Below are 22283 nucleotides of genomic sequence, written 5' to 3'. Positions count from 1 at the left end.
ATCTTGCATCGAACCTTTTCAACCTGTACTACTTGATTAAACACTACTTTTCTAATTTTATCAAGGTTTACTCTATCAGACTAAGGCACCAATCACAACACGTATCTTATCTTTTCTCGTTCGTCCCTCAATGCTTATTATCTTGTAGCGTCCAAACCCTCTGACAGATAAAACATCATGTTCCTCCACTTCGAAAGCTTGCTGATCGATCATTGCCCAATTCACTTTTACCTTCTCACCTTTTATAAGAGATGAAGCTTTTGCTCTTGAACAATTTGTTATGGAAGCTACAATGGTGTCTAAACGTAACGAACTAATGATATGCATTTCTTCTGTCCATTCTTCCTGTACGTCTATTACATCATCCACTAAAACTGGCTGCACGGAAACCTTTATCTTTCCGACATGCGTAAAATTGACATGTATATAGTCAGATACTTCAGTTGCTATTGCAAATTGCACAACTTCCTCCATCATCTGGATATCGCCAAATCTCGAACGGTCAATACCAACAGATAACAGTGAACCAAGCAATTGAGAATGTTTCAAAGTGACAAATTTCTGTGGATAATGGAGTTGGTATAGGCTGATCTGAAAGTCATCCGTTGATGGTATATAGTAATCAGGATAAATTAATGCACGTTTGCGCTCCGCATTAGGAAATCCTCCTTCTCCAGCTAACACGAGATCAGAATTTCTAACGATGGATTCCGCAATGAATCGTTGCCGTGGATCCAAGAACTCCGTCAACTTAGGGGCATATGTATCCTCTACTTCTTTCACCCAGCTATTTACTTTTTCAATAAAAGGTTGTTCTTCTTTCCGAAAATGCTGGAAAAGCGATTCCATGACTAACATTCTCCTTATACTAAAAAATCCCCACCCTTGTGAGGATTTTCGTTCTCAGTTGATTTTTAATCTTCTCAGACGAGGGCTCTAAATAAGATTAGATATATCTGACCGATCCCTCTGCCGATTAACTGCAATGCTAATAATGCAGCGATAGGTGAAATATCAATCATTCCTAATGGCGGTATGAACTTTCGGAAAAAGCCGAGATATGGTTCTGTGATCTTTGCCAAGATTTGACCAAATTTCGTTTCTCTGGTCGACGGCACCCAAGACATTAAAATATATATCACCAGTAAGATTGAATATATTTGAAGTGCTCCTGAGATTAATAAATAAGCGTTGTTCAATAATACGACCATAATAGCATGTACACCTCATTCAAAATTGTTCAACTTTTACTTCCTTCGAAGTCCAGCACTTACAGATAAATGTAATGTTATACATCTGCAACATGACAACGTGATGCATTGCTGTCATTCTGAAATATATTCTGTAATCGAGCCAGCAACTTCCACATTGTCAGGTGCACAAAGAAATATATCCGTTCCCACTCGTTGAATATCTCCACCGAGCGCATATACAGTACCGCTTAAGAAATCGATGATGCGGAAACCTTGATCACGATCAATCCGCTGCAAGTTCACCACTACGGAACGCTTGTTCTTCAAGTGTTCCGCAATATCTTGCGCTTCTGCGTAGGCGCGGGGTTCTACTAAAATCACTTTTGACGACTTCTGTACACTTTGCAAACTGATCACTGGTGTAGCGGGAGTGGCATCTACAACTTGTTTTTTAGTACTTACTTTTTTTGGCTCTTTTCGGGCAGGCGGCTGATTAACCATTGGCTGTCTGCCTTGCGGTTCATTGACGGTTTCCTCTTCTTCCAACCAAAACAATTTTTCAAATCGTTTTTTGAGGCTCATTCATCTTCCTCGCTTTCTGATCCGACTAACGCGGTACCAACGCGTATGTGAGTTGCACCTTCTTCAATTGCAATCATGAAGTCATTTGACATGCCCATCGATAACTTTGTACAGGGAGCATAAGGCAATTGTTTGGCAGCGATGTGATCACGTAATTCTCGTAAAGAGCGAAACACACCACGAATGATCGATTCGTCTTCGGTATTGGGTGCCATTGTCATCAGTCCGATTACATGAAGATTTTCATAAGATGCCAATTCTTCAAAGAACACATCTGCTTCCTCTGGTGTAATACCAGATTTGGATTCCTCTCCAGAGACATTGACTTGTACAAAACAATCCAGTGGCTGTGTGGCTCGTTTATGAACTTCTTTTACAAGGCTCATACGGTCTATGGAATGGAGACAATCAATTGTATGAATCAAATCTTTCACTTTGCGTGTTTGCAAGTTCCCGATAAAATGCCAATTGACTGTGCCTTGAATGTTCTCTTGCTTTTCCAACAAACCTTCCAACCGATTTTCACCCAGTTCTGCAATCCCAAGATCTACTAATGATTGCGCTCTTTTAGATGAGACTGATTTTGTAACCGCAATCAACGTGATATCTTCCAAATTACGATGCGCTTTTTCACATGCTTCTTCAATTTGTTGCTGTATAGTTTTTAATCGTTGTTCCACTTGTTTCACAATATCACTACTTTTCTTCTTCTTTGCTACATTGTATCAAGCGGAGCACTAGATATCAACGATTAGTCATTGATTCGGGTGTTTCTTCTGGACGAGGATAATATCTTTTCCGATCGTCATGACGTCTTCATAACCGACTTTTTGTACACCTTTTGATTTGCCATCAGAAAAAAACGAACGTTGGATTTCGCCAATATGCAATTTCTCAATTTTTCCATTGTCGATATCGATGGTCGCATCTTGTACAAATCCAAGAAAAGAACCTTTTTTTAATTCGATGACTTCTTTTTTCTGCAAGCTGGAAAAACGCATAGTTCCCCCTCCTTATTTCATACTATGCAGAGGGTGTTTCTTCAAGAACGAAAAAGCTGCCTCCAACAATTCTCTTGTTGTGGGCAGCCAATCATAACTAAGTTATATATCTAATTCAAGTGAGTCCTATTTATACAATATACAGGTTCTATTCAGGAGTTCTTCTGCTCAATTCCTAATCGAATCTTTTCCATTGCGTGTTTTTCAATACGGGAAATTTGGGCTTGCGATATTCCTAGTTCTTTGGCTATTTCGGTTTGTGTCTGACCTAGATAGAATCTTTTTGAAACGATAAGTTGTTGACGTTCGTTTAGTTCTTCCACACTGTCTTTGATGGATACGTAGGTCATCCAGCGTTCTTCAGAAACTCGTTGGTCTTGTAGTTGGTCCATCATGTAGATCGGGTCTCCACCATCACTATTCATTGGTTCATGTAAGGACATAGGATCTTGGATGGCATCTAAAGCAAAAAGGATATCTTCTTCTGGAATGCCTGTTATTTTTTCCAAATCAGAAATACGAGGTTCACGTTGGTGTTCATTAATATACTCTTCTTTCGCTTTAATCGCTTTATATGCAATATCGCGTAATGACCTAGACACTCGAACAGCGTGATGATCTCGTAGATGGCGTTTAATTTCTCCGATAATCATGGGGACGGCATAGGTGGAAAAACGAACATTATGTTTCAAATCAAAATTATCAATGGCTTTCAACAACCCAATACAACCAACTTGGAATAAATCGTCCGCCTGTTCACCACGATAGTTAAAACGCTGAACCAGACTTAGTACGAGACGCAAATTCGCAAACACCAATTCATCTCTGGCGAATTCGTCACCACTTTGCAAACGAATGAATGTTTCTTTCATCACTTCGCTTGTTAATAATGGCAGCTCGGACGTATTGATTCCACAAATTTCTACTCTAGTACGTACCATTGGCTTTTCCTCCGCATTCTATAGGTGAGTGTAATGAGTAGTTTGTCCTCAACTCTTTAGAATATGCGGATTCGAAAAGCACCAATTTCTGCCGATACATCCAATTAAGAAATTGGTTGATTTAGCCGATCGCGAAGCTCAGAGATGATCTTCTTTTCCAATCTGGATATATAGGACTGTGAGATACCTAGGAGATCTGCCACTTCTTTTTGCGTCATTTCCATTGTCCCCATCAAGCCAAAGCGTTGTTCCATAATATATCGCTCTCTCTCATCCAAGCCTTGAATCGCATCGATCATATATTGTCGTTCCAACTTTTTTTCAACGTCATCTGTAATAATATCTTCATCTGTTCCCAAAATATCAGAAAGAAGTAATTCATTACCATCCGCGTCCGAATTCAGCGGTTCATCAAATGAGATTTCCGAACGCATTCGGCTCGTCTTTCGCAAATGCATCAAAATTTCATTTTCAATACAACGTGAAGCATACGTAGCGAGCTTAATATTTTTGTCAGCTTTAAAAGTCTCAATTGCTTTAATAAGTCCGATGGTGCCAATACTAATTAAATCCTCAATATTTGTATTGGTATTATCAAAACGTCTGGCAATATACACAACAAGTCTTAAATTCTTTTCAATCAACGTATCTCTAGCAGCTGGATCGCCATTCATCAAGGCTTGAATTGTCTTGGCTTCTTGTTCTTTATCAAGTGGTTTGGGAAGGGATTCATGTCCTCCGATATAATATGTTCCGTTCTTTTTTCTAAAGAAGCCTGCAATATAGGAAACCCACTTTTTCACTTCAATTAACATGTATCCGTTCTCCTTTCTTCTTTCATAACTTCCATTGCACTAACTTGCAGGATTGCCGATGCACCTTGTGGATAGTGGCGTTGTTCTTTCGTCAAGACAATATATCCCGCAGGTAACGGCTGTTCAGCCACTAACCAGCTTTCATACTTGATACCGACCGTCCATGACGCTCCTTGCACAGTCTGCAAGCGAATTAAACGAAGATCTCTTTGAAACAATGTAGGAAAGTCAGATAAATCCGGTGAACTGTCTGGTTTCCATTTTTCCAAAGCAGTTACAAAATCAATTGGTAACTGTTCTTTTACTGCTTGAAGTGCAATAAAATGTACAGGTGCTCCTGAAATTGGTTCTACACAATGATTACCTGTATCAATAAACACCTTTAGTGGAATAGATCGCCCCCACATCTTCAGTTCGGAGTCTAATGTATAATGAATTAATCTTGTTTTTGTGCGCGTATCTAACCATTTGATCTTCACCACATAAAGGGATAGATAGGTAAGTCCAATCGCAAATAACAGCAAGGTGTTTGTTTTTACTGTAGATATATTTGTATAAACGAGTGTCAGGAGTCCTCCAGCAAAAAAAGATGCGATTAAGACAGCAAGCACTGAGCTTTTCCAACTACCGAATGTTTGTCCAAAGGCAATATACGTCATTCCTAAAAAAGTTAAAATAATCGCTAGCATGGAGTAAGGAAACAACGTAACAAAGAAGGCTCCGATAAACGAGGCGCTCCACAACCTCCTTCTACTCGTCTGGTGATTTCCTACTTTATTAGTAAATGACAGGATTGCATAATTAAAGAGCATATTAACTCCTATCATTAGTTCCCCATACATATGCCGGCCTCCTTAGGAACAGATTATCACGGAAATTCTAAAAAAAATGTCAGGACGCGGACGATTCTCAGGAAAGCCTTCGACAATATTTGAACAAAAAAAGCTTTCCACTTGAGAATATCTTCTCTTGTGGAAAGCTTGGTATAAAAATTATTTACGTCGTTGACGATTACGTAAGAAGGTTGGGATGTCTAATGCTTCTTCTTGTTGATTGGTTTGTTGTTGTCTTGGCTCAGGTTGCTCGTAGCGAGGCTCTTCACGTCTGTTTAGTGAAGGCGCTGCTTGTTGTGGTGGTCTACTACTTTCACGTTGTCGAATACCACTTCCTACGCCTGGGCTTCTTCCTGGCCTTGGTGCTATCAGTTGCTCTTCATTGAAACCGGTTGCGATAACTGTAACGATAATTTCATCTTTCAGATCATCGTTGATCACTGAACCAAAGATCATATTAACATCTTCATCAGATGCTGTCGCTACAATATCAGCTGCCTCTTGAACTTCAAACAAGCTCAAGTTGGAACCACCTGTGATGTTCATCAGGACACCTTTCGCTCCGTCAATGGACGTTTCAAGCAATGGACTCGAAATGGCTTTTTTCGCTGCTTCTGCTGCTCTGTTTTCTCCTGTTGACATACCGATTCCCATCAGGGCAGAACCTTTGTTGGACATGATGGTCTTGACGTCTGCAAAGTCCAAGTTAATAAGTCCTGGAACCGCGATGAGATCGGAAATCCCTTGAACACCTTGTCGCAATACATTATCAGCTTCTCTGAATGCTTCAAGCATCGGAGTGTTTTTATCAACGATTTCAAGCAATTTATCATTCGGAATGACAATTAATGTGTCGACCGCTTCTTTCATGCCAGTAATCCCGCCAATGGCTTGAGTCGATCTCTTTCTTCCTTCAAATGTGAACGGACGAGTCACAACGCCGACTGTCAACGCGCCTAGGTCTTTAGCAATTTGAGCGATCACAGGAGCTGCACCTGTACCTGTACCTCCGCCCATTCCCGCTGTAACAAATACCATATCGGCTCCGCGTAATGCTTCTTCAATTTGTTCCTTGCTTTCTTCTGCTGCTTTTTTCCCTACTTCAGGATTCGCACCCGCACCTAAACCTCTAGTAAGTTTTGCACCAATTTGCAACTTCACTTCTGCCTCAGATAGTTTCAATGCTTGGGCATCTGTGTTTACCGCTATAAATTCAACACCTTGTACTCCATGTTCAATCATACGGTTGACTGCGTTGTTTCCACCGCCTCCAACTCCAATTACTTTTATTACTGCTAATGCATCTACATGCGTCTCAAATTCAAGCATTGGTTCTCCTCCTCGTCTTTATCTGCGCTTCCTCATCCAATACATCTTTTATTCAAAGAAATTATCAAACATCTTTTTGGCTTTTTTCATGAATCCTTCGCCTTTTTCTTTTTTCGGTCTTACGGTTTTAGTACTTTGTTCAGCTGACTCATATACAGGTTCATTTGTATTAGCTATAGCAACTTGTCCTTCTTCATGACCAAAGAAAACATCTTCCATGTACGCATAACGGATCAAGCCCACCGCAGTAGAATACATCGGCTCTCTCACACCAATATATTCCGGTGTATATAGTCGGACTCTCGTTTTAAAAATTTCACGGGCTAGCTGTAAAATCCCATCCAATTTAGCAGTGCCGCCAGTAATGACGATTCCACCAGGCAAGTCATGAATTCCAGCTGCATATAAATCCTCTAAAATCAGATCAAACACTTCTTCCAAACGTGACCCGATAATTTCAGAAATATATCGTTGGCTGTATTGATCTTTCGTATCCGCACCAATTACCGGAACTTCAAATAACTCATCGTCAGAAGCATCATCATAATAGGTGTGTCCATACTGGTGTTTAATCATTCGAGCTTGTTCTGTTGGTGTCTTCAAGACAATTGATAAATCTTTTGTAATATGGTCTCCGCCGATTGGCAATACAGACGTATTGACTAAACGATTCTCTGCAAACACGGAGATCGTAGTAGAACCCCCGCCTATATCAATAAAGGCTGTCCCATGATTCATTTCATCTTCAGATAATGCGAAAGTGCCTGCTGCTAATGGCTGCAAATAAATTTCACGGATTTGAAGACCTGCCCGTTCCACACATCGTAAAATGTTATGTACTAGAGTTTTGGACGTCGTAATAAGCGTCGCGTCCATTTCCAATCTAACCCCCATCATACCACGAGGATCTGTTATTTCATCATAATCATCGACAATAAATTGTTTCGGTACTAGATTGACGATTTCTCTTTCAGGCGGTACGTTCATTACTTGAGAAGATTTCATTACTCGTTCTAAGTCATCATCAGTTATTTCTCGATTTTCTGAGTTAACAGCTACCACACCCTTGACGTCTTGAAGATGAACGCCATTGGCTGGAATCCCCAGTACTACATCTTCTATTTTCAGGCCTGTCATTCTTTCAGCCTGTTCAATCGCTTTGCGAATCGATTGAACGGTTGCATCGATATCAATAATTGTTCCTTTTCGAATGCCAGCTGATTGAACATTCCCTACTCCAATTACATGTAGGGAATTTTGATCCATTTCTCCGATCAACACTTTAATAGTAGATGATCCTATATCAAGTGATACATAATTATATGATTGACTCAATTATTGACACCTCCTAAAGGCAACTAGTAACTTCCATTCTATTGCATTTTGACTGCTTTGTCTAAATATTTTCAGTACCTCTATTAATCAATTACACCTTGGCGTGATTGCGTCCCATTTTTTTCAAAATTACTTGAAAAACTCCCAGGAAAATTAATGACATTTGTTGGCTGTTTTAACTTAATTCAGCCGCTTATAAAATTGGTAGCTCCTGCTGAAGCAAGTTAAAAGTAATACGCTAGACATTCGTACTGGAATTCTTGTTCCTTCCTGTCCACTTTGCCAATAAAATTCTTCGTATGACCGCTATGTTTTGGAACAATCTTACGCCAAAAGCAAAAATCGCCGCCAAATATAGGTCTACTCCTAAATGAACACCGATAAAAGCTAAGGCAGCGGCCAGAAGAATATTAAAGAAAAATCCTGATACGAAAATCCAATCATCATAAACTTGCTGAAGATAAGCCCGAATTCCACCGAATAGCGTATCAAATGCGGCTAAAATCGCGATAGATAAATAGTTATTATAAACTTGCGGGATTTGGATATCCGAGAGCAAACCAAGTGAAATGCCTAGGAGTAGCCCAAGCAAGGGTAACCACATATTGTCATTCCCCTTTCGTTTGTTCTTTTAAAAATTGATTTTCGAAACCACCCGTCCAGCTTTGTAATGTAATATGGTCTGTCGGTTTACTAATGGTTAGAATTAAGTTGTCCAAATAAAATTCATCTTGTATCGCGGATGACAGTAGATGATTGTAAAGCTTTTTACTGTCCTCGATGGTTGGCGAGACAATTTTAATTTTGAAAGGAGGCGTAGAAACATTCTCCCCATTGACGGTCAGTTTACCATTAATATCACGGATCCAACTAAGCGTCGTAAAGCGTTTCCCGTCAATCTCCAACTCATTTCCTTTATGCTGATTCACCACATTGATAAACCGTGTAAGAAGCTCCGAAGATACCGGTTCTACTTCATAACCAAATGCAATACTTTCAGGCGATGGTGCGACTTCTATTACAAAGCCTGGACCCGTGGTCGGCATAAAACCCGCTTGTTTGTACAATTTATCCAACGTATTTTGTAAAGCTTCTGCCGTATTTTCATTGGTCAATGCTGTATAGGAAGCAAGTGTTTGATCCGCTTCTCGTATTTCCCCCAACAATTCAGAATGAATTTTCTTTTCCTTGGCCAATTCATTGCGGATCGCCCATATATCTCTCGTGTCTCGGGGAGACGGTGTATTCAAGGAATTATATTGTAAAGCTAACATAAAGCCGACAATACACAGAATAAATGTGAACTTCCAACTTATTTTCCCACTCACTCTAACCCCCCTCTACCTATTATGCTTTGTCACGTATCGCAGATAGTTGAATCTCCTTTGCCTCCTCTGTCGTGACCACAATATTGTCTCTCAGCAACCCGTCAACCACGCCCCCTTTTAAATGCAGAGCAGGAGACAGTACTTTCGGATCGCCAATCGCTTCTATTGTAAAAGGAGCTGGAAACGTCCTACCGTCAATCATAATAACAGGGCCTGTACACTTTATGTACGAATTTGAATTCACTCGTTGTCCATTAATCGCGATTCCTTGAGCACCCGCAATTTTCAACTCGTTAATTACGCGTAACACATGGCTTTCATGGACAATATAATCATTCGGATTTTGTGTAGAAGGATCATAATCTGCATCCTCCAGTGTCACCTTAATGCCCGTCCCTTTAGCAGGTATTACACCTAGAAGTAATCGTAAATCTCGTGCTTTTTCCACAAGTACCGCATGATTCTTTTCCCTACTTGAGAAGTCTTCTTCTAATTCACGAACTTCTTTTTGTTTTTCAAGCAATTCTTCTGTTAGCTCTTTATTACGTTCTTGCTGTTCAATCAATTCTTCCCGATATTGCTCTTCCTGCAAAAATAGTTCAGATTGCACTTCATCCAGTTCTTTATGGCTACTACCAACCGTCCGATAGGAAAAGGCCAAGATAAAACCCAGTACAAGAAAAACAACAGAAAATAGTAATTGCTTTCCTCGTTTTTTACTAGCGGCTTTCTGGTTCTTGCTCATTCTTTTCCCCCTGTCCTAATTCATTGTAATAATCAGTATAGGTTTTAAAGAACACACCGATTTCTACATCCAGTACACCTTTCTCTTCTTTAGGCAGTTGAGCAATGATTTCGGTATAGTACGACATTTTTTCCGCGAAGCTGTTAATGGCTGCGTGCACTTCGTATCCATCGTTCATGAATACTTTGATTTTATCTTCCTCTGTATAATGTATTTCTGATATCAATTCAAATACAGAGTTGTCCATCTGCTGAAGTTGCTGAATCATTTGCTCAATCACATCTGGTTCTGTAAAACCGGAAAGGATGGGTGCATGTAAAAGTGAGTCAGGATCGTTTACTTCAATTCGTTCACCGTTCACTAACAATAGATCGAATTGAGCTTTATTTTCTATATACGCTATGGGTTCCCATTCTGTGACTTTAATTGTTACGTGGTTAATAAACTTTCTTGAGACCGTAACTTCTTTCACACTAGGGATTTTCAACAACTTCTTTTCAATATCTTTTGTATGGAATCCCCATAACGATTGCCCAGTAAATAATCCGCTCTGATCTTTGTAGAAGACTCCATCGGCTAACTTCGTATCGTTAATGGAAATATCTTTGACATCACTTAACGGAGATTGAAAGTAAAGCAATGAAAGGAGAACAACTAGGAATAAAGCAACGAGCAGAATAAACCTTTTATTCGTCTTCCGCCTACGCTTCTTGCGCATTGACGGAATCCGTTCTTCAATATCGATTACTTTATCCATACACTGCTCTCCTTTCAGCCCGTCTTTTTATCTTTTGAAAAGTGCAAAATAGTTCCTACTGCTAGCCAGGTAGTCAGTAACGAAGAACCACCGTAACTAATAAAGGGGAGTGTAACCCCAGTCACTGGTAGCAAACCCGATACAACGCCCATATTTAAAAAAGTTTGAAAGATGATCATGGAAACCATACCCGACACAATCAAGAATGAATTCCATTCACGTAACCGAATCGCGATGCCAAATGTCGATCCGAGCAATAACAAAAACAACAAAATAATAGACGCTGCGCCGATAAAACCAATCTCTTCTGCGATGATGGAAAAGATAAAATCATTTTGAGGCTCAGGCAAGTATAAAAACTTTTGCCGACTATTACCGAAGCCATGTCCGAATAAACCACCTGGCGCAATGGCAAACAACGATTGAATGCTTTGAAATCCGGTACCTAATGGATCAGTCCACGGGTCGATATAAGACTTAATGCGGTCCAATCGGTATGGAGCAGCCAAGATCAATCCAACAAATGCCGCGACTCCTGAAACTGAAAGAAAGATAAAGAAAGAAAGTGGATAACCGGCTAAGAAAAGAATAACAAAAGCAGAAACGATCATTATGACGGCAGAACCTAGATCAGGTTGCATCATAATTAAAGCAGCAGGCAATAAAATTAATGCAAAATGTTGCCATTGCCATGACTTTTGCTTATTCTTCTTCATTGTACTGGCTAATTTTCCAAGCAAGGCGACCTTTACAAACTCAGCCGGTTGTAAACTGATCGGTCCTAACGCTATCCAGCTTTGAGAACCGTTACGAACCGCTCCAATTCCAGGAATTAACACCGCAACTAACATTAAGATGGAACCGACATAAAAATATGTCCAAAATATTGGGTGAGAAGTCAGAGGACTTCTGTACAATACATAGGCAACACCTAAAGAAATAGCCATGTAGATCCCTTGCTTAACTATAAATGGAGAAGAATCCTGGTAATGTACTTCCCCCCAATAAGAACCTGCCGATTGGACAAATACCAATCCAATAAACGACAGCAGCAACGCAGATATCAAAAAGACCACACGATATGTTCTCTCCAGCGCTCGCATCCTTTCCAAATTTAATCAGTCGTTTTTCAATTATACTCTCCAACTATTACAACCTATTTACAGTTTCATTACTGCATGAATAAATTGATCGCCCCGAATTTCAAAATTTGGATATTGGTCCCAACTTGCACAACTCGGTGATAACAGGATGACATCATTTTCTGTGCTTGCTTCATAAGCAGTCAGCACCGCATCCTCCATCGTACTAGCTCTCAAGGTTTGCTCGACACCACATGATTCAGCAAACTCATTGAAACGCTGCGCTGTCTCCCCTATCGCAACCACAACTCGGACATTGTCCATATAAGGCCGCAGTTCTTCAAATGAATGACCTCGTTCTAGTCCCCCTGCAATTAAAACAATGGGTGTACGAAACGAGGACAAAGCACTTTTTGTCGCTAGCGTGTTCGTTGCCTTCGAATCATTATAGACGGTGCGTCCCCTAACCTCTCGAACATATTGCATTCGATGGCGGACACCGGTAAATGAACTTAAGACATTTTCAATCGCGGGTTTGTCACATCCCGAAAGAATGGCTGCAGCTGTTGCAGCTAAAATGTTCTCTAAGTTATGTCGTCCAGGTAATTTGATAATTCGGATTGAAATATATGGATCTCCTAACCAATAAATCCACTCTTCATCTGCTGAAATACCTTCAGACGTCCTCCCTTGTACAGAAAAAGGTACTTTTCGTGAAGGAAGCGATGTAATCGACTGTCGGATAAGCTCTTGATCTTGATTGAAGATCAAATAATCTTCCGCTGTCTGATTGTTGGCAACTTGCAATTTGGCCTCTAAATAAGCTTCGATGGAGCCGTGATAATCCAAATGAGCTTCATACAAATTAGTGAAAATTGCAATCTGAGGTTTAAAGTTTACAGTCCCAGCTAGTTGAAACGAAGAAGCTTCCAATACGATAATTTCATCCGACTTTGCCTCTTCAGCTACTGTACAAGCCACCGTTCCAATATTGCCAGCGATGAGTGGCTGTTTCTTTCCGATATTCAGTATGTGATAGAGCAAAGTTGTTGTCGTCGTTTTACCATTTGAACCGGTAATCGCAATGAAAGGTGCTTCACTAAGTATCCCGGCTAATTCAATTTCTGTCCAAATGGGGATGTTCTTTGAAACTGCCTGGGTGATTAACGGATTACTATATGGAATCCCCGGGTTTTTTACAATGAAGTCAAAATTCCGATCCAATAAATCACTCGGATGACCGCCACCAATCACTTCAATTCCTTGTGCTTGAAGATCTGCCGCTTCCTCATTTCCTTCTAGCGGCTTTGCATCATTTACGACTACCTTCGCACCTAAACGCTGGAGTAAACCCGCGGCTGCAACGCCACTCTTGGCTAGACCGACAACGAGCACTCTTTTCCCTATGAATTGATCTGTATTCTTCATTTACATGACCTCCAAAAAGACAGGTACTAGGGCAGCTAATAAGGCTACTCCCCAAAATACAACGACAACTTTCCACTCTGACCAACCCGATAATTCAAAATGGTGATGAATCGGACTCATTTTGAAAACACGTTTGCCTGTCAATTTAAAACTAATAACTTGAATAATGACAGATAACGTTTCGACTACAAACACAATACCGATCACGAGTAGTAGTAATTCTTGTTTGATTAACACTGACAACATGGCAAGAGCCCCGCCAAGGGCCAATGAACCGGTGTCTCCCATAAACACTTTTGCCGGCTTGATATTAAACAATAAAAAGCCGAGCATCGAGCCTGCCACTACAAAAGCGAACAACGCGATATCATTCTGCTCATAAATTAAAGCAAAGACGCCAAACGTTGTGAATGCGATTGTCGATGTTCCGCCAACCAATCCATCCAGCCCATCGGTCAAGTTGACGGCATTCGAAAAGCCTACTAACCAGAAAATCAAAAACGCCACATAAAATACGCCTAAGTCCAATCCGATCGTCGTGAAAGGTATAGTGACCGTTGTTTCGAAAGGACCTAACTTTAGAAGGAAAAAAGCTACAATCGCGATCACAATTTGCCCGACCAATTTCTGCAGAGAGGTCAATCCCAAGTTCCGTTTCGCTATGATGATAATGAAGTCATCTAAAAATCCGATGAACCCAAAACCGACAAGCACAATTAATAACACAATCGTATGGGTTGTCAGTGTATCATGTATGTAAGAGAGTGTGAGTGTGGAAATTATAATAGAAATTAGGAAGATGAGTCCACCCATTGTGGGTGTACCGGCTTTTTTCAAATGAGCCTGCGGACCTTCTTCCCTGATGCTTTGGCCGAACTTCAACCTTCTAAGTAATGGGATGATGATCACCCCGACAATCGCTGAAACAAAGAATGCTACAGCAATTGTCGTGATTGTCGTACCGAGTGTCATGATAAGTTCTCCTTCTAATTCATAGCAGAACTCGAAATGGATCTGCTGTTTTTGTTATTCTGTGTACAGATGAATGGTGTCTTCCACAGTCATTAATGTATTGGGAGCAGGCAATTGACGAATCACTTTCTTGCCTTTGCCATGCCACTCCATTTTAAACGTGTAATTTTGTGTAAGGAGCTCCTTTTTATTCATACCGAGTAAATCCGGTGAACGAAATGTTTCAGCATCTCCCCATCTATATTCCTTTTCCAGTTGATCTTTCCTTCGTTCAATTTGAGCAATCGGCGCTACTTCCTCAATAATACGGCCCACAATTGGTGCCGCGATGACGCCGCCAAATTGAAGGGAGTTTTTCGGGCTATCGACTGCCACATAAACGAGTAATTCAGGATCATCTGCTGGCGCAAATCCTATGAACGATACAATGTAATCTCCGTCTTTATATCGCCCATCGACTACTTTTTGAGCAGTTCCCGTTTTTCCTCCGATTCGAAGGCCGTCCGCAAAAGCATTGCGACCTGATCCATTCGCTACAACAGATTCTAACGCGTGTCGAACCTGTGCCGATGTCTCTTCACTGATCACTCGCCGTTTCAACTCTGGTTCAAACTTTTGCAGTGTCTTTCCTTGATGATCTTTTATCTCTTTAATAATATACGGCTTAAAAAGATTTCCACCGTTAATAGCCGCTGCAACAGCTTGAACTTGCTGGATAGGCGTAACAGAAATTCCTTGTCCGAAAGACGTAGTCGCTTGTTCAACAGGACCAAAAACTTTCTTTGAGAATAAAATACCCTTTGCCTCACCAGCGATTCCTGAATCAGTAGAAGCACCAAAACCGAATGCTCGTATGTAGCGATCTAATTTTTCGCTTCCTAATCGCTGACCCATCGTAATGAAGCCTGGGTTGCAAGAGTTTTCCACTACTTGAAGAAATGTTTGGTCTTTATGTCCTTCCCGCTTCCAACAACGTAAACGAGCATTCGCTACCATAGTGTACCCTGGATCATAAAACCCTTCATTTTCTAAATTTATTACTTTTTCTTCAAGACTTGCCGCTAAGGTGACAATTTTGAATGTAGAACCAGGTTCATACGTCATCCATACCGGTAGATTTCGGTTATAAATCGTTGAATCAGTCGATTGGTAATCAGTAGGGTGAAAGCCAGGTACTGATGCTAACGATAACAGTTCTCCCGTTTTAGGATTCATGATGATGGCTAGGGCTTGTTGTGCATCGTACTTTTCCATCGCTTGTATCAGTTCACGCTCAACAATTTGCTGCATCTTCAAATCGATCGTTAGCTCAAGAGACGCTCCTTCTTTACCAGGTTCAAATCCATCTTCGACATGTGGTAATGGAATTCCTTTCGCATCCGTGAACAGTCTAATTTTATCACCAACACCGCTCAGAATCTCATCATACGCATACTCAATACCTGCCAATCCTTGGCTGTCATACCCTGTAAACCCAATTAATCTGGCTAGCAGGTCGTCATACGGATAATGACGGACAAAATCGACACCCACATACAGGCCTTTTACTTGGAGTTTCGTAATTTCTTCTGCCTGCTCTTTGGTAATATTTTTAGCCTCTGGTGCAAGTTTCACCATATATTCTTTTTTCTTCATCTTCTCTTCTAATATTTCTGAAGGAATACCTAGTATTTTCGCAATGTCAGGTATAGAACTTGAAATATCAGGGTTCTGAGAAGGCATAAAATAAAGCGTAGGGGCTAATTTATTGCCTACCACCAAGTTTCCGTTACGATCCGTAATTTCGCCACGCATTGCGCCAAAAGGAATTTCTCGATCCCAGTTTTCTTTCGCCTTCTCTTCTAACCATTCATGTTTGATAATCTGAACATGAAATAGCTTACCGACAACAAGTAGCATAGAGATTAGGAAAATGATGAACGCTGCTCGTAAACGCTTCTTCGACTGCATATCAATGAATGATCGCAATGACTCACTACCTTTGTTTTTCTACTAAGGTATGTCAGCAAAATGCACCCTATTCATTTAGCCACCAATGATTTCTTTCTCTTCTTGCTGCTCTTTAGATTTCTCATCATTGAATTGTTCTTGCGGAGTACGCAACTCAATGACAATTGGATCATCTGCATTCACTTTCGTACCTTTTGTTACACTTTGGCCAATTACATAGCCTTCACCGTTTATTCGAATATCTAGATTGGAAAGGTGTTTAAATGACAGCACCGTTTTTTTGGACCATCCTTTGAAATTTGGCAAAGTCGTTTTTCCCGATGTCTTTAAGAGTACAATAGAGTTCTCCGTCAGTTTTGATCCTGCTTCTGGGATTTGTTCTGTCACCTTTCCACCTTCACCGATGAGAATCGGCTTGAAACCATCCTGTTGAGCAGTGCCCACTACCTTTTCCGCATCGTTCCCGACATAATCGCCGACTTTCGTGACAGGTATTTCCGCTTCGTTTTCAGGCGCGATATTTAAATACTTCAAACTGTTCTCCATGATCGGGTTAAAAACTTTAGATACAGGATCTGCACCATATTCCCCTATCTTTAGTTTAGGTTGCTGAACTGTTACATAAATTAGCAACTGTGGATCATCGATAGGTGCCATTCCTAGAAACGAATACAAATAGTTTCCAAATCCGGACATATAACCTGAACCTTTTTTCCTTGGTATTTCCGCAGTCCCTGTTTTTCCACCTACCGCATAGTTAGGTAACTTATATTTTTGAGCCGTACCATTTTCTGAAGTTACGGTAGTCGCCAATATTTCTCGAACTTTTTTTGCAGTTTCTGCAGAAATCGGAGACCCACTCTGTTCAGGTTCATGATTCTCTACCACTTTATCTGTATTTGGATCGACAATTTGATCAATGACATACGGTTTCATCATGACCCCATTGTTTGCAATAGCGGAAGCTGCCTGAATCATTTGCAATGGCGTCACGGTAGAACCTTGACCATACGAAGTAGTCAATCGTTCTGCTGGATATTTATCCAATATGACCCCTTTTACTTCATTCGGCAAATCGATCCCAACACGTTCTCCAAAGCCAAAATCGTGAACATATTCAATGAACTTCTTGTCGCCTATCCTTTCAAGCAAATAGGCCATTCCGACGTTAGAGGAGCGTTGCAAACCTTCAAGAAAGGTGATCGTTCCCCATCCAGTTTGGTTGACATCTCGAATCGTTCGATCATAAATTTTATAAGAACCCGATTTAAAATAGGCGTTCGGATCCCATTTTCCTTCTTCTACTGCTGCCGCCAGTGTAAACATCTTCATAGGTGAACCAGGTTCGATTGTCTGCTCTACTGCGTCATTCAACCAGTTTTCCGTCAAACCTTCTCTTGTCATTGGATTAAACGTCGGTCGTTGACTCATCGCTAAAATTTCACCAGTTTTCGGGTTCGACACGAGGACCAGCATTTTTTTGGGAGCATATTCTTTCTCCACTTGATCCATAGCTTCTTCCACGAAGTTCTCAATCGTTTTATCAATTGTCAATTTGATGGTATGACCATCTAAAGGAGGCTCTATTTTTTTATTAGTAGATGGCAAGATATATCCCCAACTGTCGGACTGATAATTCACTTTCCCATCCTTGCCGGTCAATTGTTTGTCATACGTCTTTTCCAATCCCATCTTTCCAACGGTTACGGTTTTCTTATCTTTCGTTTCTTCTTTTTGGGCAAAACCAACTAGATAGGAAGCAAAGCGACCATTCGGATAAAATCGTTTCTTACCCTCTACAAACAAAATGCCTGATAACCCTTTACGTTCGAGCTCTTCATCCATCCGTAAGACGGTCTCTCGGTTCAAATCCTTACCTGCACGTCCAAATTCAATTTGCCATGTACCTTCTTTTGCATTGTGCATTTTCGCTAATATTTCTTGTTCTTCAAGCGGCAAGTACTTAGCTAATACCTTTGCCGTTTCTTCATAGTCCACGACATGATATTTCTTTTTGCTATTTTTACTAGCAGCTTCACTTAGTACAGCCACTACCTTGTAGCTCAGCGTGTCCGATGCAATCGGATCATCATTCCTGTCTATGATCGCTCCGCGTTCTGCCTGTAGAACCGAATTCTTTTCATATTGATTGGCCGCAATTTTCGCGAGCTCTTTACCATCTACTTGGCCAGTTAACTGGATGAATAGAATTCTGCCGAATAATATGAAAAAGAGCCCTCCGTATACTACAAACATAAGAAAGGCTCCCCATTGAAATCGAAACTTCTTCATCGTCCCGGCACGACCTTTACGTTATTTTCGTTTAGGTTCAAACCATTTTCTTGTGCTTTTTTCCAAATGCGCTCATACGTAGACTTATCGCTCACCTGGATGGACAATTCGGTATTTTGTTTTGTAGTTTCTTCAATTTCTTTATTCATCAATTGTACTTCTTTATTTACAGCGTTTAAATCGGAATGCGTCTGTAAGAGCATAGAAGAAAAAAAGATTGTAAATGCTGCAAATAAAGCGAACAATATATTTTCGCCCTTAGAAAAACGTCTTTTGACACGGCGAACAACATGTTGTTCTTTCGTTGTATGTTGTTCGACTTCCGGCGTATATGGTGTGTATAGTTTCCGTTGTTCTAGTCCCATTGCTCGATTTCCCCTTTTCTACTTTTTCTCTGCAATCCGTAATTTTGCTGATCTAGCCCGTTTGTTTCGTTCCACTTCTTCATCCGTAGGAACGATCGGCTTTCTTGTAATCAGTTTAAAATCAGGTTCCATTCCATCTGGTATTATGGGTAAATTCGGTGGTAGGTCTGGTATGGAAGACGCCTCTTTAAAAATACTTTTACATAAACGATCTTCTAACGAGTGGAATGTGATGACGCTAATTCGACCTTTCTTACTCAGTAAATCAAGTGCGTCTGTTAGTGACTGTTCCGCGGCACCCAACTCGTCATTCACCGCAATTCGTATGGCCTGAAAGACTCGTTTTGCAGGATGACCGCCTGTCCTTCTGGCAGCTGCTGGAATACCTGTTTTGATCAGTTCTGCTAGCTCACCCGTTGTAAGAATGGGTTCTTGCTTCCGTGCCTCTTCAATCTTCCGAGCAATTTGCTTAGAAAATTTTTCTTCACCATAACGGAAGAATATCCTCACTAGGTCTTCATACGGCCATTCATTCACCACTTCATATGCAGTCAATGGGGCAGTTGTGTCCATTCGCATGTCTAATGGTGCATCATGATGATAACTAAAGCCTCTTTCCGGCGTATCAAGTTGTGGAGATGAGACGCCAAGGTCATACAAAATGCCATCCACTTCAGAAATCCCCAGTTTAGCTAATTCATTTTTAAGTTCTTTAAAATTTGCATGCACAAATTGTACTTGTGCTGCGTATTTCTCTAATTTCTTCTTTGCGGCTTCAATTGCAGTCATATCTTGGTCAAAGCATATGAGTTGTCCTTCTGGAGAGAGTAATTTCACAATTTCCTCACTATGCCCTGCACCACCAAGAGTACAATCCACATAAATGCCGTCTTTCTTTACATTCAAGCCTTCGACGGCTTCATGCAATAAAACAGTAGTATGGTTAAACATGATTACACCGCCTGCTTTCCAAAAATCAAAAGTTAAAAGTCAAAATCAATAATGTTCTCTGCAATGTCATTGAACGATTGTTCAGATTCCTCGTAGTACGCTTCCCAAAGTTCTTTAGACCAAATTTCGATCCGGCTCGAAACACCGATGACCATACAGTCTTTTTCGATTTTAGCGAATTGAAGTAAGTTGGCAGGAATATTTACTCTACCTTGCTTATCAATCCCTACTTCAGTTGCCCCTGAGAAGAAAAAACGCGTGAATGCTCGGGCATCTCTTTTCGTAACCGGCAACGCTTTCAATTTTTCTTCCAACCGATGCCACTCATCTAGTGGGTATCCGAATAAACAATTGTCTAGTCCACGGGTCAAAATAAAGCCTTCTGCCAAAAGTTCCCGAAATTTAGATGGAACGATCAGACGGCCCTTCATATCAATTGTGTGTTGATATTCACCCATGAACATACCATTCACCCCACTATATGAAATAATGTACCACATCCCCCCACTTTCCTCCACCCAGTAAACCACTTTTCTTTGCATAATCAATAAAATGTGTCAATAGTACTTCTTTACGCTCTGGTTTGTGCATATTCGCGTTGGATATTCACGAGTTTCTACATGTTCTTCATAAACCCGCCAAAATTAGACCAAACAAAAACGCCCTTCATAATAGTGAAAGGCGTTCTGTCAACTCCATTTACAGATAAACCAATTGATGTGCCCCATCGAAACGATAAGGTTGCTTCAGTAATTGCTCGATGAAACCTTCGCCGTATTGATTAATGAAATAGTAAGGCGAATAAAGACGCTCCTGTAAAGAACCCTCTGGAAATAGCTGTTCACTAAGTAGTTGGTAGCGTTCGTATTGCACATGGTTTTTCAGCAACAAGGACTGCTCATTTTTCCTTTGCAAATAATCGAATTGACTTATATGAAATTGCAAATTTTTATTTAACATCGGAACTAGCCCTGGATCTGTCTCAAGAAGATGTGCTTGCATCTTCTCATACTGCATTTTTAGCTGTTGCCTCGATTCATTGAGCAGTCGTTCGAACTGTTCATCTCGTTGCTCATGAACCCATCTCTCTTGAAGTTGCGGCAGTTCATGATTGAACACTTGGCTGATGGTTACACCAGTCAATTTCAACGCTTCTTGTGTCTGTCTGGTTATAAGGCTGATTGATAGTCTTGGCACTATGACTGGCATACGGATACCTAGAATATGGAAAGATTCCCGTAATAACGACCAGTAAGCTATTTCTCCGGGCCCACCCACGAAAGCTAGTACAGGAAATACCAAGTCTTGCATAAGGGGTCGTGTAGCTACATTATTACTTAACAACCACGGCTGTTCTTCTGCAATTTTATACATCTCTTCCTCAGAAAAAGTCAAACCTGTCTGCTCATTGACAAATTCATTATTTTTCCTTTTCAAGAGCACTCTGCCTGTTTCATGTACGTAAAAGAGATTAGCATCTTCTTCATTTGATTCAATCGGCTTATTATACCCAATGGAATGCAAATGCTGCTCTGTCGAGTAAATGCTAGAAGCCATTGCCGACGCATTCTCAATCATTTTCGAGAAATAGACAGATTCTAATTGCCGGAGTGGTTTATAAGCTGCATCCAGAAGCAACAGACCATGTTTCGTAAATAACTGATTCATCAAAGAGGTGAAGAATCCCGTATACGTTTGTTGTTCTTCAACGGTCTTCAACACATTTTCCAATAAATCTTGCGTGTAAGCCGTCTCTCCATAACTTTTGAAAATTCTTTTAATAAATGTACGCATTTCTTTTGAATCATACACCGTATGCGAAGCCATTTTCTTTAAGACTGTCGGCTGTTTAAACTGTTGCTTTACCGCTTTCCCTTGACGCGCTGTATATGTATGATTAATCTCGTTAATATCATGATCTTCACCAGCAATCCAAAAAACAGGAATGACAGGTTTTCCAAGTGCTTCCCTCTGTTCGCGAGCTAATAAAATGACGGAAATCGCTTTATGTACAGAATATAATGGGCCAGTTAACACACCTGCCTGCTGTCCCCCGATGACAACCAATGCATTTGAAGAAAGCTCTTTGATATGTTGTTCTGCCAATTTAGATATACCAAATGGTTGCATATATTGCTCAATGACCGATGCCAGCTCATCTCTTTGGAAAGAACGTGTTGCTAACTCCTCTGCTCTTTCTTTATATCCTACAGATGTAACTTCATAATCAAAAAATCTATATAAAAATTGCTGATCGTGTTGATATGCTTCTAATAATTTATTTTTTTTAGGCAATTCTATTGTGTCCAGTTCCATCTCACAAACTCCTTTATGTCGAATACTCCAGCAAGTATATCATCTCATACAGGCAGGTTGAATAGATA

At 40.5% G+C, this 22283-nt stretch carries 23 protein-coding genes; all 23 read right to left on the bottom strand.

All coding sequences use genetic code 11. The annotated features are described in order from the left end of the window. Positions 1-75: 75 nt before the first annotated feature. The 23 genes from GD002_RS04840 to bshC all read right to left on the bottom strand — a co-directional run bounded on the left by GD002_RS04840 (position 76) and on the right by bshC (position 22215). A complete protein-coding gene (locus GD002_RS04840) occupies positions 76-849 on the bottom strand; it encodes a YlmH family RNA-binding protein (protein WP_153731216.1) in 774 nt (257 codons plus the stop codon). Between the two features lie 74 nt (positions 850-923). Next, positions 924-1211, bottom strand: a complete 288-nt coding sequence (locus GD002_RS04835) for a YggT family protein (protein WP_153731215.1) — start codon at positions 1209-1211, stop codon at positions 924-926. 114 nt (positions 1212-1325) lie between these two features. Continuing rightward, positions 1326-1775: a cell division protein SepF gene (locus GD002_RS04830; protein ID WP_153731214.1), complete on the bottom strand. Its 450-nt coding sequence runs from the start codon at positions 1773-1775 to the stop codon at positions 1326-1328. Further along, positions 1772-2464: a YggS family pyridoxal phosphate-dependent enzyme gene (locus GD002_RS04825; RefSeq protein ID WP_153731213.1), complete on the bottom strand. Its 693-nt coding sequence runs from the start codon at positions 2462-2464 to the stop codon at positions 1772-1774. The genes GD002_RS04830 and GD002_RS04825 overlap by 4 nt, the downstream gene beginning before the upstream one ends. Before the next feature lie 66 nt (positions 2465-2530). Then, positions 2531-2776, bottom strand: coding sequence for a PRC-barrel domain-containing protein (locus GD002_RS04820; protein ID WP_153731212.1), 246 nt, complete (start codon positions 2774-2776; stop codon positions 2531-2533). A 152-nt stretch (positions 2777-2928) separates the two neighbouring features. Further along, positions 2929-3717, bottom strand: coding sequence for an RNA polymerase sporulation sigma factor SigG (gene sigG, locus GD002_RS04815; RefSeq protein ID WP_153731211.1), 789 nt, complete (start codon positions 3715-3717; stop codon positions 2929-2931). A gap of 104 nt (positions 3718-3821) precedes the next feature. Further along, entirely contained in the window at positions 3822-4532 is a 711-nt protein-coding gene (sigE, locus tag GD002_RS04810; RefSeq protein ID WP_153731210.1) for an RNA polymerase sporulation sigma factor SigE, read from the bottom strand. Next, positions 4526-5374: a sigma-E processing peptidase SpoIIGA gene (locus GD002_RS04805; protein ID WP_153731209.1), complete on the bottom strand. Its 849-nt coding sequence runs from the start codon at positions 5372-5374 to the stop codon at positions 4526-4528. Before GD002_RS04805 ends, sigE begins: the two co-directional genes overlap by 7 nt. Positions 5375-5524: 150 nt before the next feature. Next, positions 5525-6694 (bottom strand): cell division protein FtsZ, encoded by a 1170-nt coding sequence (ftsZ, locus tag GD002_RS04800; RefSeq protein ID WP_153731208.1) that lies wholly within the window; start codon positions 6692-6694, stop codon positions 5525-5527. Between the two features lie 48 nt (positions 6695-6742). Further along, entirely contained in the window at positions 6743-8029 is a 1287-nt protein-coding gene (ftsA, locus tag GD002_RS04795; RefSeq protein WP_153731207.1) for a cell division protein FtsA, read from the bottom strand. A gap of 238 nt (positions 8030-8267) precedes the next feature. Further along, on the bottom strand, positions 8268-8633 hold the full coding sequence (locus tag GD002_RS04790; RefSeq protein ID WP_153731206.1) for a small basic family protein: 366 nt from the start codon (positions 8631-8633) through the stop codon (positions 8268-8270). A gap of 4 nt (positions 8634-8637) precedes the next feature. Next, on the bottom strand, positions 8638-9357 hold the full coding sequence (locus tag GD002_RS04785) for a DUF881 domain-containing protein (RefSeq protein WP_228548305.1): 720 nt from the start codon (positions 9355-9357) through the stop codon (positions 8638-8640). A gap of 19 nt (positions 9358-9376) precedes the next feature. Beyond that, entirely contained in the window at positions 9377-10102 is a 726-nt protein-coding gene (locus GD002_RS04780) for a DUF881 domain-containing protein (RefSeq protein ID WP_153731205.1), read from the bottom strand. Further along, positions 10077-10859: a cell division protein FtsQ/DivIB gene (locus GD002_RS04775; RefSeq protein WP_153731204.1), complete on the bottom strand. Its 783-nt coding sequence runs from the start codon at positions 10857-10859 to the stop codon at positions 10077-10079. Before GD002_RS04775 ends, GD002_RS04780 begins: the two co-directional genes overlap by 26 nt. Before the next feature lie 14 nt (positions 10860-10873). Next, on the bottom strand, positions 10874-11935 hold the full coding sequence (ftsW, locus tag GD002_RS04770; RefSeq protein WP_330583377.1) for a putative lipid II flippase FtsW: 1062 nt from the start codon (positions 11933-11935) through the stop codon (positions 10874-10876). Between the two features lie 84 nt (positions 11936-12019). After that, a complete protein-coding gene (gene murD, locus GD002_RS04765; protein ID WP_153731203.1) occupies positions 12020-13369 on the bottom strand; it encodes a UDP-N-acetylmuramoyl-L-alanine--D-glutamate ligase in 1350 nt (449 codons plus the stop codon). Beyond that, a complete protein-coding gene (gene mraY / locus GD002_RS04760) occupies positions 13370-14341 on the bottom strand; it encodes a phospho-N-acetylmuramoyl-pentapeptide-transferase (protein WP_153731202.1) in 972 nt (323 codons plus the stop codon). A gap of 54 nt (positions 14342-14395) precedes the next feature. Beyond that, positions 14396-16291: a penicillin-binding transpeptidase domain-containing protein gene (locus tag GD002_RS04755; protein WP_153731383.1), complete on the bottom strand. Its 1896-nt coding sequence runs from the start codon at positions 16289-16291 to the stop codon at positions 14396-14398. 75 nt (positions 16292-16366) lie between these two features. Next, the gene (locus tag GD002_RS04750) at positions 16367-18547 is read right to left on the bottom strand and encodes a penicillin-binding protein (protein WP_228548304.1); all 2181 of its coding nucleotides are present in this window, start codon (positions 18545-18547) and stop codon (positions 16367-16369) included. A gap of 32 nt (positions 18548-18579) precedes the next feature. After that, complete coding sequence (gene ftsL / locus GD002_RS04745; RefSeq protein WP_153731200.1) at positions 18580-18948, bottom strand: cell division protein FtsL; 369 nt, start codon at positions 18946-18948, stop codon at positions 18580-18582. Positions 18949-18966: 18 nt separating this feature from the next. After that, complete coding sequence (rsmH, locus tag GD002_RS04740; protein WP_153731199.1) at positions 18967-19899, bottom strand: 16S rRNA (cytosine(1402)-N(4))-methyltransferase RsmH; 933 nt, start codon at positions 19897-19899, stop codon at positions 18967-18969. 32 nt (positions 19900-19931) lie between these two features. Beyond that, positions 19932-20363, bottom strand: a complete 432-nt coding sequence (mraZ, locus tag GD002_RS04735) for a division/cell wall cluster transcriptional repressor MraZ (protein ID WP_153731382.1) — start codon at positions 20361-20363, stop codon at positions 19932-19934. Between the two features lie 235 nt (positions 20364-20598). Continuing rightward, positions 20599-22215, bottom strand: coding sequence for a bacillithiol biosynthesis cysteine-adding enzyme BshC (gene bshC / locus GD002_RS04730; RefSeq protein ID WP_153731198.1), 1617 nt, complete (start codon positions 22213-22215; stop codon positions 20599-20601). Between the last annotated feature and the right edge of the window lie 68 nt (positions 22216-22283).

It is taken from the genome of Sporosarcina obsidiansis, from assembly GCF_009651005.1.
Classification (GTDB): domain Bacteria; phylum Bacillota; class Bacilli; order Bacillales_A; family Planococcaceae; genus Sporosarcina; species Sporosarcina obsidiansis.
Note: the sequence above shows the minus strand (reverse complement) of the source record. Positions and strands in the feature narration are given on the sequence as shown.